The organism is Methylobacterium sp. V23, assembly GCF_002917135.1.
In the GTDB taxonomy this organism is placed as follows: Bacteria; Pseudomonadota; Alphaproteobacteria; order Rhizobiales; family Beijerinckiaceae; genus Methylobacterium.
On the sequence record NZ_PDHT01000055.1, the window covers coordinates 1 to 17,877 of the forward strand.

Annotated in this window: 17 protein-coding genes; 7 read left to right on the plus strand and 10 right to left on the minus strand. The window is 68.0% G+C overall.

Annotated elements, in window-relative coordinates:
* Positions 1–445 precede the first annotated feature (445 nt).
* Positions 446–1,117, minus strand: coding sequence for a hypothetical protein (locus CRT23_RS25795; protein WP_103712399.1), 672 nt, complete (start codon positions 1,115–1,117; stop codon positions 446–448).
* A 217-nt stretch (positions 1,118–1,334) separates the two neighbouring features.
* On the opposite strand from CRT23_RS25795, the gene CRT23_RS25800 reads away from it, so the two are divergent.
* Positions 1,335–2,339, plus strand: coding sequence for a substrate-binding domain-containing protein (locus tag CRT23_RS25800; RefSeq protein WP_181017477.1), 1,005 nt, complete (start codon positions 1,335–1,337; stop codon positions 2,337–2,339).
* A gap of 41 nt (positions 2,340–2,380) precedes the next feature.
* Here the strand turns inward: CRT23_RS25800 and CRT23_RS25805 are convergent, their stop codons facing one another.
* The 5 genes from CRT23_RS25805 to CRT23_RS25825 form a co-directional block, all read right to left on the minus strand.
* Positions 2,381–3,157: an ABC transporter ATP-binding protein gene (locus CRT23_RS25805; RefSeq protein ID WP_103712410.1), complete on the minus strand. Its 777-nt coding sequence runs from the start codon at positions 3,155–3,157 to the stop codon at positions 2,381–2,383.
* The gene (locus tag CRT23_RS25810; protein WP_245436595.1) at positions 3,154–4,152 is read right to left on the minus strand and encodes an iron ABC transporter permease; all 999 of its coding nucleotides are present in this window, start codon (positions 4,150–4,152) and stop codon (positions 3,154–3,156) included. Before CRT23_RS25810 ends, CRT23_RS25805 begins: the two co-directional genes overlap by 4 nt.
* 59 nt (positions 4,153–4,211) lie before the next feature.
* Positions 4,212–5,225 (minus strand): iron ABC transporter substrate-binding protein, encoded by a 1,014-nt coding sequence (locus CRT23_RS25815; RefSeq protein WP_103712412.1) that lies wholly within the window; start codon positions 5,223–5,225, stop codon positions 4,212–4,214.
* Positions 5,226–5,433: 208 nt separating this feature from the next.
* The gene (locus CRT23_RS25820; RefSeq protein WP_103712400.1) at positions 5,434–5,802 is read right to left on the minus strand and encodes an HU family DNA-binding protein; all 369 of its coding nucleotides are present in this window, start codon (positions 5,800–5,802) and stop codon (positions 5,434–5,436) included.
* A gap of 130 nt (positions 5,803–5,932) precedes the next feature.
* A complete protein-coding gene (locus CRT23_RS25825) occupies positions 5,933–6,889 on the minus strand; it encodes a LysR family transcriptional regulator (RefSeq protein ID WP_103712401.1) in 957 nt (318 codons plus the stop codon).
* A gap of 405 nt (positions 6,890–7,294) precedes the next feature.
* Here CRT23_RS25825 and CRT23_RS25830 point away from each other — a divergent pair, with 405 nt between their 5' ends.
* From CRT23_RS25830 to CRT23_RS25855, 6 genes are all read left to right on the plus strand, one after another.
* Positions 7,295–7,810, plus strand: coding sequence for a MarR family transcriptional regulator (locus tag CRT23_RS25830; protein ID WP_103712402.1), 516 nt, complete (start codon positions 7,295–7,297; stop codon positions 7,808–7,810).
* A gap of 1 nt (position 7,811) precedes the next feature.
* A complete protein-coding gene (locus CRT23_RS25835) occupies positions 7,812–8,180 on the plus strand; it encodes an antibiotic biosynthesis monooxygenase family protein (RefSeq protein ID WP_103712403.1) in 369 nt (122 codons plus the stop codon).
* Positions 8,181–8,209: 29 nt separating this feature from the next.
* Positions 8,210–9,901 carry an FAD-dependent monooxygenase gene (locus CRT23_RS25840; RefSeq protein WP_103712413.1) on the plus strand — a complete coding sequence of 564 codons (1,692 nt, stop codon included), beginning with the start codon at positions 8,210–8,212 and terminating at the stop codon, positions 9,899–9,901.
* A gap of 344 nt (positions 9,902–10,245) precedes the next feature.
* A complete protein-coding gene (gene nthA, locus CRT23_RS25845) occupies positions 10,246–10,887 on the plus strand; it encodes a nitrile hydratase subunit alpha (RefSeq protein WP_055953291.1) in 642 nt (213 codons plus the stop codon).
* Complete coding sequence (nthB, locus tag CRT23_RS25850) at positions 10,884–11,561, plus strand: nitrile hydratase subunit beta (RefSeq protein WP_103712404.1); 678 nt, start codon at positions 10,884–10,886, stop codon at positions 11,559–11,561. Before nthA ends, nthB begins: the two co-directional genes overlap by 4 nt.
* The gene (locus CRT23_RS25855; protein WP_103712405.1) at positions 11,558–11,902 is read left to right on the plus strand and encodes a nitrile hydratase accessory protein; all 345 of its coding nucleotides are present in this window, start codon (positions 11,558–11,560) and stop codon (positions 11,900–11,902) included. Before nthB ends, CRT23_RS25855 begins: the two co-directional genes overlap by 4 nt.
* A 260-nt stretch (positions 11,903–12,162) precedes the next feature.
* On the opposite strand, the gene CRT23_RS25860 is transcribed toward CRT23_RS25855, so the two are convergent.
* The 4 genes from CRT23_RS25860 to nhaA form a co-directional block, all read right to left on the minus strand.
* Entirely contained in the window at positions 12,163–13,254 is a 1,092-nt protein-coding gene (locus CRT23_RS25860) for a TRAP transporter substrate-binding protein (protein WP_055953301.1), read from the minus strand.
* Positions 13,255–13,330: 76 nt separating this feature from the next.
* Positions 13,331–15,214 (minus strand): TRAP transporter large permease subunit, encoded by a 1,884-nt coding sequence (locus CRT23_RS25865; RefSeq protein ID WP_103712406.1) that lies wholly within the window; start codon positions 15,212–15,214, stop codon positions 13,331–13,333.
* A gap of 44 nt (positions 15,215–15,258) precedes the next feature.
* Positions 15,259–15,870 (minus strand): TRAP transporter small permease subunit, encoded by a 612-nt coding sequence (locus CRT23_RS25870; protein WP_348628901.1) that lies wholly within the window; start codon positions 15,868–15,870, stop codon positions 15,259–15,261.
* A gap of 143 nt (positions 15,871–16,013) precedes the next feature.
* Positions 16,014–17,222, minus strand: coding sequence for a Na+/H+ antiporter NhaA (nhaA, locus tag CRT23_RS25875; RefSeq protein WP_103712408.1), 1,209 nt, complete (start codon positions 17,220–17,222; stop codon positions 16,014–16,016).
* Positions 17,223–17,877: the final 655 nt, after the last annotated feature.

Here is a 17,877-nt window from a genome sequence, read left to right on the forward strand (position 1 = left end):
CCTTCGCATGCACCGACCGCACCGCGTGGCCGGAATCCGCGGCTACGGTCTGCAGAATCTTGTCGAAGGTCTGGTTGAGTTGCGCGATGGTCACGTCCTCATCGGACGTTACCACCTCGACATCGGGACTGTAGCGAACGGGGGCTTGCAAGGTCACGAACTCCGGGCCGGATCGGGTTTCAGGTGAACCGATCGATCCAAGCTCCGTTCCGGGTTGTGCCCCGTCAACGGTTCGTGAGCCCCCCGGGGGGCTGCAAGCGTCGATCCCTCACTCAGCTCAGACGATGGCCGTCATCGCAGATCGCCGGACACTGGCCGCGAACACCCGCCCCCCCGCTCGACACTGCGCCGGAGCTTCGGAATAGGAAGGCCAATTGGGATCGCAGGATCGCCGCCATCGCTGCTGCCCCCGGGAACGGCCCAACTCGCCGCCCCGCTCTCTCGCTCAGCGCGGTGCGTGATTCTCCTCCCGGCCGTGCAGGAGACTTGGCAGGGGCCCTGGCAGGAGCCCTGGCAGGAGTCCGGGTCGCAGGTCAGCGACCTTCGTCCATTCCCAGAGGGCGCGGTCCAAATCCTGAAGGGTGATGCCGCAGCTTCGGGAAAGGTCCCGGCAGAACGCGAGGTAGTGGAGGTAGAGGTCGAGCGGCAGGGATGCCTTCGCGCCGATCTCGAGCGGTCCCCAGCCGAGGGCCTTGAGGCCGCGAGGGTCGATGACGGCGTACTGATCCGGCCGGATGACTGCCAGGATCGCGGACGCGACCGGGACGGCAACACCGGAGAGACCGGTCAGGACCGACACGGCCACCCGTGGAGTCGTGGCGAGCAACGCCGTTCGCAGAGCATCGGCGACCTCCTCGTCACTGTTCCTCTGCTGACGCGACCGGCCACGGTCGCTGACCTTCCAGGTCAGAATGGGCGCGAGATTCTCACGCGTGCAGCCGCCGTTGCGGATGCGCGTGCCCGCGGCGAAGGCCGCTTGCTCCTTCACGTCGATCCGATACCCGGCCGCGAGGCCTGGAATCTCCGACGGTGAGAATTGCAACCGGAGGGGAAACGCCGCGTCGCGCGCGAGGCGCGACGGTTCGAAGGCGTGCGTCGCTCGAAGGGTGGGGGCCAAGGTCAAATCTGCGATTTGCAGGAGGCGGCTTCGGGGCTCACCGACCCCGGATCGCGACCGGCGCAAGCCAACACCAGAGCAGGACCGGTCCCGCTCTCGGGCTCAGGCTTCATACGATTGGATCCCGTCATTTGTGGCCACCCTGAGCGCGCTCGCTGGTCACAAACGCGTAGAAAGATGTTATGTCGGCAGCAATATAACGCTGACATCCGATGATATGCCAATCGACATCGATCTCGCGCTGGGCGGCACGATCACCGTAGGGTCTCACCGCATCTCGGTCGCCGAGACGGTGACGGTGTTGGACGCGATCGCAGAGACAGGCTCCGTCCAGGGCATCGCCACCGCGCTCGGGCTCTCCTACCGGGCGGGCTGGGAGCGCCTCCGGGCCCTCGAAGCCGCGCTCGGGCACCAGCTCGTCCAGAAGACGCGCGGGCACGGCAGCGCCTTGACGCCCACGGGTGTGCTACTGCGCGAGTCCCTCGGAACGGCCTCGGCCAGTCTTGCCATGCCGATGGCCCGGGAAGCGCGTGTCATCGGCGCGCGCCTCGCACCCGTCCTGACCGGAGCCTCGCGCCCGGTCACGCTGGTCGCCAGCCACGACCTGCTCCTCATGGACGTCGCGGCGACGTGGCCGGGGCTCGCACTGGCGATCGCCGGCAGCGAGGATGCCGTGGTTCGCCTGACCGAAGCCCGCGCCGATGCGGCCGGATTCCACTGCGGTGCCGTAGACTGGCCTTCGGCCGGTCCCGCCTTCGCAGAGCTCGCGGCCAATCCCGGTTTCCGGATCCGGATCCTGTTCGAGCGCGAGCAGGGATTGATGCTCGCAGCGGGCAATCCCCTCGGCATCGGGGGCGTGGCCGACCTCGCCGCGGGGAGGGCCCGGTACGTCAACCGCCAGAAGGGCTCGGGCACGCGCGTCTGGTTCGATCGCCTGCTGGCCCAACACGACATTTCAGCTGACCGGATCCGGGGTTACGCCACCGAGGAATTCACCCATCAGGCGGTCGCTGCGGTGATTGCCTACGGCGCCGCCGATGCTGGGCTCGGTGCACGGGCGGCGGCCGACCGGTTCGGACTCGATTTTCTCTCCGTGGGCTGGGAGCGCTACTACCTCGCAACCGCCCATTCCCTGGTCGACGCCACCTTCGATTCCCTCGCCGAGGCCCTCACCGAGCGTGCGTGCCGGACATCCGGATACCGGCCTGTCCAGACCCTGTGAGGCATAGGAACTGGGACTGCCGGCCCCGGAGATCCGCGCCCCTAATCCAGTAGGAGCGGGGCGCATACGGCGTGCCCATGACCCGGCAGTGGTACCACCGCGACGGCGACGCCGTAGATGTGCGCCAGGGTTTCGGACGTGATCGTCGCGGTCGGAGTTCCGAGGGCGAGGAGGCGGCCCTCGTGCAGCAGGGCCACGCGGTCGGCGCACAGGAAGGCGTGGTCCGGGTCGTGGGTCGAGAGGATGACGGTGATCCCGGCGCGTGACAGGCGCCGGATCTGGCCGAGCACCCGGGCCTGATTGCCGAAGTCGAGGCTGGCGGTGGGCTCATCCATCACGACGATCCGGGGCGCGCCGGCGAGCGCGCGCGCGATCAGCACCATCTGGCGCTCTCCGCCGCTGATCTCGGTATAGACCCGGTCCGCGAGGTGCCCGATCTCCAGGGTTTGGAGGACCGTTTCGGCCACGGCATGATCGGCCGCGCCGGGACTCGCGAAGACGCCGAGCCGGCTGGCACGCCCCATCAGGACGACGTCACGCACCCGGAACGGGAAGAACCCGCTCTGTGCCTGTGGGACGTAGCCGAGGCTCGCCGCCAGTCGCCGCCGGGACCAGCGGCCGATCTCTTCCCCGTCGAGGCAGATGCGGCCGCCGAGGGGCGGGAGAAGACCCAGGAGCGTCTTGAACAACGTGGTCTTGCCACCGCCATTCGGACCGAGCAGGCACAGCACTTCGCCGGGCTCGACGGTGAGGGCGATGCCCGCGCCGATGCGACGGCGTCCGTAGCCGAAGGCGAGATCCTCGACGCTCAGCATCAGGCCCAGCCCCGCCGGCCGCTGGCGAGAAGCCAGAGGAAGAATGGCGCGCCGATGAGCGCGGTCAGGATGCCGAGCGGCACCTCGATCGGGGCGATGGTGCGCGCCACGAGGTCGACGGCGAGCAGGTAGCCCGCGCCGAGGACCAGGGAAGCCGGTAGCAGGCGGCGGAAATCCGGACCCACGAGCAGTCGGGCCACGTGCGGCACCAGGAGGCCGATCCATCCGATCACACCCGTCACCGACACCGACGCGGCGGTGACCAATGTCGCGGCGGCGATCAGGACCGGACGCAGGATTCGGGTTTCGACCCCGAGGGCGCGGGCTTCCTCTTCCCCGAGACCCATCAGGTTCATGCGCCAGCGCAGGAGCACCAGGGGCCCCAGACCGAGGCCGATGGCCGGCAGGATTGCGCCGACATCTCCTAAATTCACCGAAGCCAGGCTCCCGAGAAGCCAGTAGGTGATGGCCGGCAACTGGTTGTAGGGGTCCGCCAGGATCTTCAGGAGCGCAATGGCCGAGCCCAGCACGGCCCCGATGGCGACGCCGGCCAGGACCAGTGTCAGCACCGGGTCCTGCCCGCGCACTGCCGCGCCCACCGCGTAGACAGCGGCGACCGCCGTGAGGCCGCCCGCGAAGGCGAGCCCCTGGATCGCGCCGACGGGCAGGGACAGGAAGATGCCGAGCACAGCCCCGAGGCTCGCCCCTGCCGAGACCCCGAGAATGTCCGGCGAGACCAGGGGATTTCGGAACAAACCCTGGTAGGTCGCCCCGGCGGCGGCGAGGCTGGCACCCACCACCAGGGCGGCGAGGACACGGGGCAGGCGGATCTGGAGAATGACCGTCTGCATCGCCGGGTCTGTCCGCGCGGGCAGGCCGAGGAGCCGGGCACCGAGGATCTCGATCACGTCGCTCAGGGGAACGGCGAAGCGCCCCGTGGCCAGTGCGAGGACCACCAGGATGAGGAGACCCAGCGTCGACACCAGGACGGGCCAGATCCGCTCCCAGGCCCGGCGCCTTACCCGCCCGGGCAGCGCCAGGATCTCGGTCTCATGCGTCACGGCTTCGGACCGGCGACGGCGCCAGAGAGCAGCGCCGCCACCTGCCCGTCATCGAGATCCACATGATAGAAGCGCCGGTAGAAGTCCCGCGTCGCCGCCTCCAGGCCGATCGGGAACAGGTCCGGATAGAGCACCTGCGCCAGCCAACGGATGCCGATCAGGCGATTGGCCCCGGGCGGCGCATCGAACCAACCGAAGGGTAGGGCCGGCACCTGGTAGACCCGGCCCGCACGCACGGCCCGGAGCCCGGACCAGAGCGCGTCTTGCGCGATCCCACGCCGAAAGCCGGCCTCCTGGGTGAGGATCACGTCCGGGTCCCAAGCCAGCACCTGTTCCGGCGAGACGGTGGCGATCCCGCCGGGCCCGGCCGCAGCCGCGACGTTGCGGGCTCCGACGACACCGAGCAACTCGACGTTGATCGATCCACCGAGTCCGGTCTCGAGCCCCTTCGGCCCGCGAGCGTAGTAGACCCGGGGGCGCCGCTCCTCCGGCACCGTCGCGATGACCCGGGCCACATCCGCCACCGCGGCCTCGGACGCGCCCGCGAGGTCCGCCGCCGGCGCCTCCAGCCCGAGGAGCGCGCCGAGATGCCGATAACTCTCCGCGGTCTTCTCGAAATGCCCGTCCAGGAGCACGTAGGGAATTCCGGTCTGGGCCTGGACCCGATCCGCGAGAGACACGTAGGTCGGCGCCGTGCTGCCGACGTCGAGGATGAGATCTGGCTTCAGGCCGAGCACCGCCTCGACGTTCGCCGTTCCCCCGCGCCCGCTCAGGCGCCCCGTTGCGGGCAGGTCGCGGGTCGCGGGTGCGAGGTAAGCCTTTTCCTCCGCGGTTGGGCTGCGGATCCAGCCGACCATCCGGTCCGGCGCCAGGGTGTAGAGCAGGACGGAGGCCGGCGGGCCGGCCGCCAGGATGCGGGTGGGGCGCTCCGGAACCTCGACGGTCCGGCCGGCGGCATCGGTGAAAGGCCGCGCCTCGACCGGCCCGCTGAGACCGAACCCGACCAGCAAGGGAACGAGGCGAAGGGAGGCGCGAAGCGAACGACGACGCTCACCATGCGGACGTGGAAACGGGGCCGTGTTCACAGGAGAGCAATTCCCAGCCGAGCGGGTGTCCGCATCAATGTAGTCGGTCCGACCGGCATCGCCTACGGACGGGATGTCCGAGCCCCGTGCAGGTCACGGAGCGACAGTGCCGCGTGCGCGACGACGACGGACGCTAAGCCGCACGCGATTGATCGGCGGTGCAGGTGGGCTGGAGTGACGATCTGACGACCGGGTCTCTTGTCCGGAGGATGATCGGCGCCACGGACCGACGCAGCTGCGCCGCGATTGTCCGGCTCGCCCGGAAGGAGATGATGCGCCTCTCTCCCACCAGGACCGGCTCCCCCGACGCCAGGTTTCGCCCCGGGCGCGGCGCGCGGGCGACCGCTGAGAAGACTCCGAGGCCCCGCAATTCGACCCGGTCATCGGCCGCGAGGGCTTCGGCGATCCGCCCCAGGATGGCGTTCACGACGGCGTCTACCGCCGCGCTCCCGAGATGTGGGTACTGCTCGGAAATGCGGGCGATCAGACCAGACTTGATCATGGCGGAAACTCAGCGGTTACGGGATATCGAGATGACGGCGCGGTTTCGCGTCTCTCTGCATCGGTCGCAGAACCGGATCGCAGCGGCGGCATCGTTTCTCGGATCGATCCGGACACCGCACGCGCCCGTCTCATCGAAGACTGTCCCGACGCGCGTCGATGGCGCAGGCGCGGGACGAATCCGCATTCCCGATCCGCCCATCCAGGGTTCGCGTCAATTGTCGACCGAGGCCCACCAGCGCGGCGACCATCGGCGTCGCCGGCTCGCGCTGCGGCACGACGAGGCCGATCGTGTGCGCGATATCCGGCTCGACGATCGGGATCGTGCGCAGGCCCGGCATCGGCCCGAGGGCGTCGGTCAGCGCGGCCGGCATGATGCTCGACCAGTGCAACGTGCGCACATGGCTCATCAGGACGATCATCGAATTCGACTCGAGGGTCGGCGCAGGGGCACTCCCCGAAGCGCGCAGTTGCTGATCGACAATGCGCCGGTTCTGCATGTCCGGCGTCAGCAGGCAGAGCGGCATCCGACTCACCTCGGACCAGCTGATGCTGGTCCGACCGTCATGCGGGCCGCCGACCGCGGTAAGAAGCTGGTAGCGTTCCTGGAAGAGCGGGATCGCCGTGACCCGGCTCAGCGGCTCATGATCGAGATAGGTGAGACCGGCATCCGCCTCGAGATTCTCGATCAGGTCGAGGATGTTCGCCGACGTCGCCGACAGAACGCTCAGGCGCACGTCCGGGTAGCGCAGGTGGTAGGGCGTCGTCAGCGCCGCGATCATCGGGAGGACGGTCGGGATCGCGGCGATCCGCAGGTGTCCTGCCGGTCCCCGGCGCAGGGTCGCCACATCCTCGCGCATCGCTCGCGCATCGGCGACGATCCGCCGGGCCCAGGCCAGAACACGTTCGCCCTCCGGCGTGAATCCCTGGAACCGGGAGCCGCGCTGCACCAGGCGGGTACCGAGTTGATTCTCCAGGCTCTTCAAACCGGCCGACAGGGTCTGCTGCGTAACGCAGCAAGCCTCCGCGGCGCGCCCGAAATGGTGCTCGCGCGACAGGGCGAGGAGAAGGTCGAGTTTGTCGATCACGGGTCCAAGGAGGAAGCATGGCGCCGTCAGGCCCCGAGGCGACCGGTGGTATACATCCGATGTGCGGGGCTCAATAAGTCGCAGACTTCCGTTGAGGCTCCTGCGAGGGCATGATTCGTCGGGAGCCAGGGTGATGCCGGCACCGCCCTCTTCGCGGACTAGAGGAACCCACCGCGCCCGGTGCCAGGTAAGTCCGCCGTTGCTTAGGCAACACCGTCCCCGTGCAGCGACCTATGACTTGGAGCGGCAGCGGCCCGACTTCGTCCGCACCGGAACCCCGTCATCGTCATCGTCGCGGAGGATCGCTCCGGCCAGCGAGGGCCCCCGTAGGCACCCCGACGCACGCTCAATTTGACAACATGTTGTCGACTTGACGAATTCGGCCTAAACGCTATAACGTTGGACATGCGCCCCACCCGAACCAACGCCTCGTCAGACCCCACCCGCCTCCGGCGCGCCTGGACCAGCCTCGTCCTCGACATCTTCCGCCTGAACGGCGATCTCCTCGCCGCAGGAGACACCCTTGTGGGCGACCTCGGATTGACGAGCGCTCGCTGGCAGGTGCTGGGGGCCATCGCCCTTTCGCCCGTGCCGCTGCCGGTCGCCCACATCGCCCGCAACATGGGGCTGACCCGGCAGGCCGTGCAGCGCCTGGTGGACGACATGCGGCCGGATGGCCTGGTCCGCCTGGAGCCCAATCCGCATCACCGCCGCGCCATGCTGGTGGTGATGACGGAAGCCGGGGCGGCGGCCTATCGCGGGGCGAGCGCGCGACAGGAGCGCTGGGCCGACACTCTCGCGTCAGGCCTTCCGGCCGAATCCTTCGAAGCGGCGAGTGAACTCCTGCGCGAGATGCAGCGACGTCTCGACGGGCCGCACACACCGACCCCTGCAACGCATCCGGCAACCGAAGGAGCCTGACATGCCGACATTCATCGAGATGGACCGGACCGTGACCCTGGCGGACCAGTTGAAGGACGAGGGCCAATCCGTCGTCCTGATCAACACCTTCGTCGTCCCACCCGCGGAGGCCGACGCCCTGCTCGCCGCCTGGACGGCCGACGCGGAGATTATGAAGCGGCAGCCCGGATTCGTGTCGACCCAGCTGCACCGCGGCATCGCGGGTAGCGGCACCTTCCTGAACTACGCCGTTTGGGACAGCGTCGCGGCATTCCGGGCAGCCTTCACCAATCCCGAGTTCCAGGCCCGTCTCGCCGACTATCCGGCGAGCGTGACAGCCAGCCCACACCTGTTCCGCACAGTCGCCGTTCCCGGCATCTGCGCAGCGTGAACCCCATCCATCCCAACGACGAGGTCACCATGCGCGAGGACACGAACGCCAAGCCCTACGATGCCGACGTCATCGTCGTCGGTGCCGGCCCCGTCGGCCTGGTTGCCGGCTGCGGCCTGCGCCACCACGGCGTGGATTGCCTGATCCTGGAACAGCGGACCGAATTGCAGGCCTACTCGCGCGCCAACAACCTATGGGCGCGGCCACAGGAACTCCTGGCCGGCATCGGCCTCCGCGAGGCGCTCGCGGCGCAAGCCTACCCCATCCGCCTCGTCAACTTCTTCATCAACGGAACGCCGACCACGCCCATCGCGATCGATGACGTGGCCAGTCCGTACCCGCAGGTCCTCTACAGCGGACAGGACGTCATCGAGAAGACCTTGTCGGAGACGTTCGAGGGGCGGGGCGGGCGGCTGGCCCGGGGCCACAGGGTGACCGGCATCGCCCAGGACAGCGACGGCGTGACCCTCACCCTGGGGAGGGGGGACGATGGTCCGGAAGAGCACCTGCGCTGCCGCTACGTCGTGGCCGCCGACGGCGCCAAGAGCACGGTGCGCCCCCTTCTCGACCTCGACTTCGAGCCTGAGCGGTTCGACGGACGAATGAACCGGCAGGTCGATGCCCGGCTGTCCTGGCGTCGATCGCTGGAGCCCGACCAGCTTTGGTTCTTTTATTACGAGCGCGGCTTCTGCGGCGTGCTGCCGGTCTGGGGCGGCTACCACCGCCTCTTCTTCCTTGCCGACGATGCAGGCGTGCCCGACCGGGACCCGACCCTCGACGAGTTGCAAGCCCTGGCACGCGAGGTCACCGGAGACGAGACCCTCACGCTGACCGACCCGCAATGGCTCACTCACAGCCGCTTCCAGTACGGCGTTTCGCCGGGCTACGGCCGCGGCCGGGTGTTCCTGGCCGGGGATGCCGGCCACCTGTCCCTGCCCATCGGCGGGCAGGGCATGAATGCCGGCCTGCACGATGGGGTCGAGATCGCCTGGCGGCTCGCCATGACGCTGCGAGGCGAGGCCGCGCCCGTCGTGCTGGACTCCTACGACGTCGAGCGCGGCGGCGAACATGCCCGGCTCAGCGCGCAACAGGCGAAGGGCTTCCGCCGCACGGTCTATCGCGGCTCCCTGACGGATGCCGCACTCGGACTGGCGGCAAAGGCGATCCCGAGCCTCGGCGCCCTGCTCCAGGGAACGGACGACCTGCAGCAGATGAGCGTGCGCTATCCGGACAGTCCGCTGAACGAGGATCATCTCTCCGGGCCGACCCACCTGCTGCAACGCGGGCCGGCACCGGGCGAACGCGCCCCCGATGCCGAGGTGACGCATGCCGGGACGACGACCTCGCTGTTCCGGTTTCTCTACAATCCGGATGGTTGGACAACGGGTTGGGCGCGGCTCTGCTTCGATGGTCGCTCATCGGACGCGGGCCCTTCGCTGGCGGAGGCCATCAACGCCGTGTCGCCCTGGGGGCACCTCCGCCCGCGCCTCGTCCTGGCGGGCCCGTCTCTCGCCGTAGGGGAGGTGCCCATGCTGTCGGACCTCGACGGCAAGGCACACGGGGCCTACGGCCTGGAGGGCCGGCCGGGTGTCGTGCTGATCCGCCCGGACGGGCATATCGCCTTCCGCGCCGCGGCCGAGCGGCACGACCGGCTGGCTGCTTACTGTCACCGGATCTTCGGGACTGGTGCAGGTGTCTCGGGGTCGAGCGTCCAGGATTGAGCGGTTCAAACCGGTCGGAGCAATCCGGACCGGGACGCCGCGGGGTCGATGCGGCATCTGCCCGGGGAGGGCCCACGATCCTCCGTTCCGCGCACTGCGAGCGCGGACGGGTTCCGCTCCGCCGCGACCGCACGCGGTGTGATCACGGCTGGCAGAATGCCGTCGTTCGGACGCATTCGGCCGGAGGAGCCGGATTCCGGACGGTGCCATCGCGCCCCTCGCCGCCTGGCGTCCGATCCGTCTGCGTCGTCGATGGTGACAGATCTGCCCGGGATGCGCGCAGGGCTGGCGGCACGCATGACGCTCGCGGATTCAGCCCGTAAGGTGCGGCGTGGAGATTGAGCATGGCGCACCATCACGATCACGATGACCATCCGCACGGAACGCACCCGGCGAGTGAACTCTCGCCGATGGAGTTGCGGGTACGTGCCCTCGAATCCATTCTCGTGGAGAAGGGCTACGTCGACCCGGCAGCCCTCGATGCGCTGATCGAGACCTACGAGACCCGGGTCGGACCTCATAACGGGGCCCGGGTGGTCGCACGGGCCTGGGTCGATCCCGGCTTTCGCGCCCGCCTGCTGGCGGATGCAACCCCGGCCATGCACGAACTCGGGGTCGGCGGGCGGGGCGGTGAGCATATGGTCGTCGTCGCCAACACGCCCGAGGAACACAACCTCGTCGTCTGCACCCTCTGCTCCTGCTATCCCTGGCCTGTGCTCGGCCTGCCCCCGGTCTGGTACAAGTCGCCTCCCTACCGCTCGCGCGCCGTGATCGCGCCGCGTGCCGTCCTGGCCGAATTCGGCCTGACGCTCCCGGCTGCCCAGCGCATCCGCGTGTGGGATTCCACCGCCGAGCTTCGCTACATGGTTCTGCCGATGCGCCCCGCTGGGACGGAGGAGCTGGACGAGCCCGCCCTCGCCGCCCTCGTCACCCGGGATTCCATGATCGGCACCGGCCTCCCGCTGACCGCGGAACGGATCGCATGAACGGGGGTCAGGATCTCGGCGGCATGCACGGCTTCGGTCCCGTCGCGCCGGAAAAGGACGAGCCGCGCTTCCATGCCGACTGGGAGAAGCGGGTGTTCGGCCTCGCGATGGCCATGGGTCTCTCCGGCACCTGGAACCTCGATGCGAGCCGGTCGGCCCGCGAAGCGCTGCCGCCGGGCGAGTACCTCACCTCCAGCTACTACGCGATCTGGCTCAAGGCCCTGGAACGCCAGGTTCAGCACCATGGCCTCGTCACGCCCGAGGAGCTGTCCACCGGCACGGCGTCAGCCCCGGCTGCCCCGGTCAAGCGCGTCCTTCGGGGTGAGGAGGTGGCGCCGCTCTTCGCGCGAGGCTTCCCGAGCGACCGGCCCGTTCCCGACCCGGCGCGCTTCTCGCTGGGTGACCGCGTCCGCGCCCGGCGCATCAATCCGGTCGGACACACGCGGCTGCCGCGCTACGTGCGGGGCCATATCGGTACCGTCGAGACGGTGCATGGCGGCTTCGTCTTCCCCGACACGAACGCGCAGCTCGCCGGCGAGGCGCCGCAATGGCTCTACACCGTCCGATTTTGCGGGCGTGACCTCTGGGGAGACCAGGCCGAACCCGGCCATAGCGTCTCGGTGAACGCCTTCGAGAGCTACCTGGAAGCCCTCGAACCGGAACGGATCGCATGAGCACCGATCGAATTCCCTTGGACGACGCCGCTGCCCCGGTCTTTGCGGAGCCCTGGGAGGCACAGGCCTTCGCCCTCGTGGTGGCGCTGCACGATCGGGGGCTGTTCGACTGGAGCGAGTGGGCAGAGGCGCTGGGGGCGCAGACGCGGCGAACCGGGCAGGCCGCGAACTATGCCGCCTGGCTCTCGACCCTCGAAAGCCTGCTCGCGGCACGTGGGGTCGCGCCGCCCGATCTCCTCGCCGAGCGCCGAGCAGCCTTCGCGCGAGCCGCTGTCGCGACACCGCACGGCGAGCCGATTCTCCTGGCGAACGATCCGCTGTCAGCTCCCCTCCCGGAATGACGGCCCGAGGTGCTGCTGTTCCGGCCCCGCGCTTGGGCTCGCAGGCCGGGCGAGGATGAAACGGAATGGTGTCCTGACGTGTGACGCAACCGCAGCAAGAGCTGGACGAATACCTGAATCGTCGTTCCAAATTCGAACCGCCCGATCGACGGCCGTGATCTCGGCTCGTTCATTCGAGCGTCCCGCCCCCAGACCCGAAGCCACGGCTCTCGAGCATCCGGCCGGCGCGTCGCGGTGGACGCGTCGGCCAGACGCGCTGGTCAGTTCTTGGTCCGGTTCCGGATCATGAAGCCGTCATAGGTGTACTCCGCGACCTGGAACCAGAGATACTCCTCACCGCGGAACGCCCGCAGGCTGTCGATGCCTTTCTTGAAGTCCGGGTTCTTGGCGGAGATCTCGGCATAGACCTCGTTCGTCGCCTTCAGGGCCGCTTCCATAATCTCGTTGGAATAGGGCCGCAGCTGTGCTCCGGTGCCGATCAGGCGGCGCAGAGCGGCCGGGTTCTTGGCATCGTACTTGGCCAGCATGTCGACATTGGCCGCCATGGCGGCCGCCTGGAGAACGGACTGATAGTTCTTGGGCAGGCTCTCCCACTTCGCCTTGTTGATGTAGAAGTGCAGGGTGAGCCCGCCCTCCCACCAACCGGGATAATAGTAGAACGGCGCAACCTTGTTGAAGCCGAGCTTCTCGTCGTCGTAGGGGCCGATCCACTCGGCGGCATCGATGGTTCCGCGCTCCAGCGCCGGGTAGATGTCGCCGCCCGCGACCTGCTGCGGCACCGCGCCGAGCTTGGCCATAACCTGTCCGGCGATGCCGGCGATGCGCATCTTCAGACCTTGCAGGTCGGCGACGGTCTTGACCTCCTTGCGGAACCAGCCGCCCATCTGCGTGCCGGTGTTGCCGCCGGGCAGCGCGTAGATGTTCTGCTTGGCCATGAACTCGTTGACGATCTCATTGCCGCCGCCGTGATAGAGCCAGGCGTTCTGCTGACGGCTGTTCAGCCCGAAGGGAACGGCAGCGCCGAGGGCGAAGCTCGGATCCTTGCCGACGTAGTAGTAGCCCGCCGTGTGGACCATCTCGACGGTCCCGTTGCTGACCGCATCCGCCGCCTGGAAGGTCCCGACGATTTCGCCCGCGGCAAAGGGCTGGATCACGAACTTGCCGTCCGTGGCGTCCGAGACGAACTTCGCGAGGACGTCGGCCGCGCCGTAGATCGTGTCGAGGGATTTCGGGAAGCCGGAGCTCAGGCGCCAGCGCACCTCGGGGGACGATTGGGCGATGGCGGGAGCGGCGACGCCGCCGGCCGCGACCGCACCGAGGCCGGCACGCTTCAGGAATTCGCGTCTCTTCATCGTTTCCTCCGTTCGTTTCTGGTTCGCACTCTGCGGAGGACGGCGCAGTCCTCCGGACGGGTCGGCCCGCGCGCGCTCACTCGATCTTCGGGGGGCCCAGATCGATCGGAGGCGCATCGTCGCCGGAGCCGGCTCCCAGCCCCTGCAGATTGTCGAGCTGCTGCTGGACAGCCGCCGGATCGACCTTGGTACCGCTCGACTTGTAGTGCGTGACCATGCCGGGGAAGAGGATCACCAGGGCGACCATGATGCACTGGATGATCACGAAGGGGATCGCCCCATAGTAGATCTGCCCGGTGGTGATGGGCTCCATGCGCTTGCCGGTGACGCGGTCGAGGTAGGGAACCTTGGCGGCGACCGAGCGCAGGTAGAACAGGGCGAAGCCGAAGGGCGGGTGCATGAAGCTCGTCTGCATGTTCACCCCGAGCATCACGCCGAGCCAGATCAGGTCGATGCCGAGCTTGTCTGCCGCAGGCCCGATCAGCGGGATGATGATGAAGGCTAACTCGAAGAAATCGAGGAAGAAGGCCAGCAGGAAAATCAGGATGTTCACGAAGATCAGGAAGCCGATCTGGCCACCCGGGAGGCTGGTGAGCAGGTGCTCGACCCAGACGTGCCCGTTGACGCCGTAGAAGGTCAGCGAGAACACGCGCGCCCCGATCAGGATGAACAGCACGAACGTCGAGAGCTTAGCGGTGGACTCCGTCGCCTGCTTCACGAGCGTGACGTTCAGGCGTGCCGGGTTGCGGTCGAGGATGCGCTTGATCCCGGCAAGAATGAGCGAGCCGACCGCACCCATGGCGCCCCCCTCGGTCGGGGTCGCGATGCCGATGAAGATCGTGCCCAGCACGAGGAAGATCAGCAGCAGGGGCGGCACCATGACGAAGGTGACCTGCTGCGCCATGCGCGAGATGAGGCGAAGCCCGGTCAGGCGCTCGATGATCCCGACGACCAGGGCGTAGAGCGCGCCGGCCGCGCCGAGCTCGGCCACCAGGCCCCAGGTGCCTGCCGCCGTCGCGCGCAGGTAGAGGCTGAGGCTCACGAGGCCTGCGGCGAGGAACACCGAGACGATGACGCGCTGCGCACCGAGGAAGCGGTTCATCACCGCGCAGACCAGCGCCACCACGGTCGCGATGCAGATCGTCAGGATGACGTAGTCCGCACCGGCCTTCGTGCCGGTCTGAGCCATCACGGCGATGCCGATCACGGCGGAGAACAGCACCAGGATGCCGAGCTGCCAGACGCCCCGGGCGCCGTTCTCTTCGCGGTAGCCGATCGCGTCCTTGGGCAGGCCGGGCGCTGCCTTGGGCCAGATCAGCGTGACGAGGAGCACATAGCCGGCATACATCGCCGAGAGCACGAGCCCGGGGACGAACGCGCCCTCGTACATGTCGCCCACCGAGCGGCCGAGCTGGTCGGCCATGACGATCAGCACCAGGGAGGGCGGGATGATCTGCGCGAGCGTGCCGGAGGCCGCGATCACGCCCGTGGCGAGGCGCCGGTCATAGCCGTAGCGCAGCATGATCGGCAGCGAGATCAGGCCCATGGAGATCACGGAGGCCGCAACCACGCCGGTGGTGGCGGCGAGCAGCGCGCCGACGAAGATCACGGCGTAGGCGAGGCCGCCACGGATGGTCCCGAAGAGCTGGCCGATCGTGTCGAGCAAGTCCTCGGCCATGCCGGAGCGTTCGAGAACCAGTCCCATGAAGGTGAAGAACGGGACGGCCAGCAGCACCTCGTTCGACATCACCCCGAAGACCCGCTCCGGCAGCGCCTGCAGCAGCGGCCAGGACAGGGTGATCGTGTCCGGCGCGTAGGGCGCGAGTTCGACCGCCACCACGAAGAACAGCAGACCGTTGGCGGCCAGCGCGAAGGCCACCGGGTATCCGAGCAACAGGAACACGACGAGTGTCGCGAACATGATCGGCGCGAGGTTGTGGGCGATCAACTCGGCGAACATCGGACCTTGGTGGGTTCGAGGGCTGTGAAGGGCTTATGTCTGGTTCAGGCCTTGGGCGCCGGCTTCGGACCCGCCTTGGGATCGGCCGCGAAGGCTGCCTTCGCGGGCTCGCCCGCGAGTTCCGCCACGAGGCGCTCGGCCTCCGATTCGGCGGCAGCGTGATGACCGCCCGCGCTCGTCGTGTCCTCGATCCGGCCGGACAGGATGAGCAGGCGCTTGATCAGTTCGGAGAGCCACTGCAGCCCGAGCAGGACGAAGCCGACGAGGATCAACCCCTTGGCTGGCCAGATCAGCAATCCACCTGCGTTGGTGGAGACTTCGCCGGAACTATAGGAGTTTAGGAAGAACGGCACCACCAGCCAGATCATGACCGCAAGGAACGGCAACAGGAAGAATAAGTGTCCAAACACGTCAACAAGATCACGTCCGCGTTTCGACAGTCGGCTCGAAAGAATGTCGATGCGAATATGCTCGTTGTCCTTGAGGGTCCAGGCTGCGCACAGCATGAAGACGGCACCGAACAGGTACCATTGCAGCTCGAGCCACGCGTTCGAGGACGTGCCGAACAGCTTGCGCACGATCGCATTCAAGGTGGAGACGATGACCGCAGCCACGATCGCCCAGGCGGCGATCTTACCGATGCGCTCGTTGAGCACGTCGATCCAGCAGCTCAAGCGGAGCATGCGCATCCTCCTCACGGGGTCGTTATTCGACGCCCTTCCATGCTTCCTAGCGCGAAGCTCCGCCGAGATCAGCACACGATGAGAGATTTTACAGTCTTTGTTACAGTTGGGGGGCTCTAAGCAGGGGTCTCGTGCCGCTTCCCGGCAATCGCAATCCGATCGGCCTTGGACGCGAGGAGGAGGACGAGGGCACCGGCGACCATGCATGTCCCCGAGCCGAGCAGGACACCGATCTTCACCTCGGCCTCGAGTTCGGGGCTGCTCGCAAAGGCCAGGAGGCCGACGAACAGGCTCATGGTGAAACCGACGCCGCACAGGAGCGACAAGCCGTAAACCTGCCACCAGCCCGCATGGGCGGGGCGCTGCGCCAGACCGAGCTTGACCGCTGCGAGGACCGCTCCGAACACGCCGGCCTGCTTGCCCAGAAACAATCCGAGCGCCACGCCCAGCGTGACCGGGTCGAGCAGCATCTGCGTGCTCATGCCCGCGAACGAGACGCCGGCATTGGCAAAGCCGAACACCGGCAGCACCAGATAGGCGGACCACGGGTGGATGGCGTGCTCCAGCGTGTGCAGGGGCGAGGTCGGATCGTCCGGCTCACCGAGGCTGAGGCGCAGGGGGATCGTCAGGGCGAGGAGGACGCCCGCGATGGTGGCGTGAATGCCGGACTTGAGCACCAGGAACCACAGCACCGCCCCCAGGACCAGGTAGGGCGTCAGGCGTTTGACGCCGGCCTTGTTCATGCCGAACAGGACCGCGAAGACGGCGGCAGCGCCGCCGAGCATCGGCAGCGACAGGTCGGCGGTGTAGAACGCCGCGATGATGACGACCGCGCCGAGATCGTCGATGATGGCGAGCGCGGTCAGGAAGATCCTGAGCGAGACCGGGACGCGCGATCCCAGAAGGGCGAGTACGCCCAGCGCGAAGGCGATGTCGGTGGCTGTCGGGATCGCCCAGCCGCGCAGGGTCTCGGGCGAGTGCCGATTCACCGCGACGTAGACCAGCGCCGGGGCGAGCATGCCACCGAGGGCGGCGATGCCGGGAAGGAGCCGGTCCGGCCAGGTCCTCAGGCGTCCGTCGAGGACCTCGCGCTTGATCTCCAGGCCGACCAGCAGGAAGAACACCACCATCAGGCCGTCGTTGATCCAGTGCAGGATGCTGAGGCCGCCGACATAGGTCTTGAGGGTGGAAAAGTACGCGTCGGACCAAGCGGAATTCGCGATCGCCAAGGCGAGGGCCGCGCTCGCCATCAGGATCATGCCGCCGCTGGCTTCACTCGTCAGAAAGCTGCGCAGGACCGAGGCGGGGCGAAAGTGACGTGGCATGGTCGTGCGTCTCCGTCGCTGGCGGCCCGACCAGCGAAGAAGCCTGCGGATCCGACCTTCGGACCATGCACCCACGGGTTCTATGCCATCGGCAGGCCCGATCTCGCAACACGCTGCCTGGCGATCCGTCGGACGGATCGAGGCTGGCCGATCCGGCCGCGCGGTGCCTCGCACCGATCGAGATCCTGGAAAGCAGACGCCGATTCTCGTCGGATCGGCGAAGGCGCGCCAAGACTGACCCCGGCAAGGGCGTCGTGGCTCCGCGTGGAGGCACCTCTCGGAAGCAGGTTTTCTGATATCCCGGCGACCTTACCGCGCTAAGCGCGGCCCCTGTCCTGGCGACGGCGGCCGAGCCGCTGGCTCCGAAGTTTCGAGGCCGTGAGCGGTCCATGAGCTGGCGCATCCGATCCCTCGCGAAGGGCAGGGGCGGGACGCGCGTGGGAACAGCTAAGGATGGGAGCCCGAAACGATGACGCGGCTGGCCGATCCGACAGGGTTCCATGACCGAAGCGGCGACGAGCCGGTCGCAGACGCGTCAGCAGCGTCGTCAGGAATTTGCAGGGCACCGAGGGGGATGGCGGAGACGGTGATCAGCCCCCCTTGAAGTGGTCCGCCCTTTGGTATGATGGTGTGGAACGGCCCTGCTTGCGGCAGT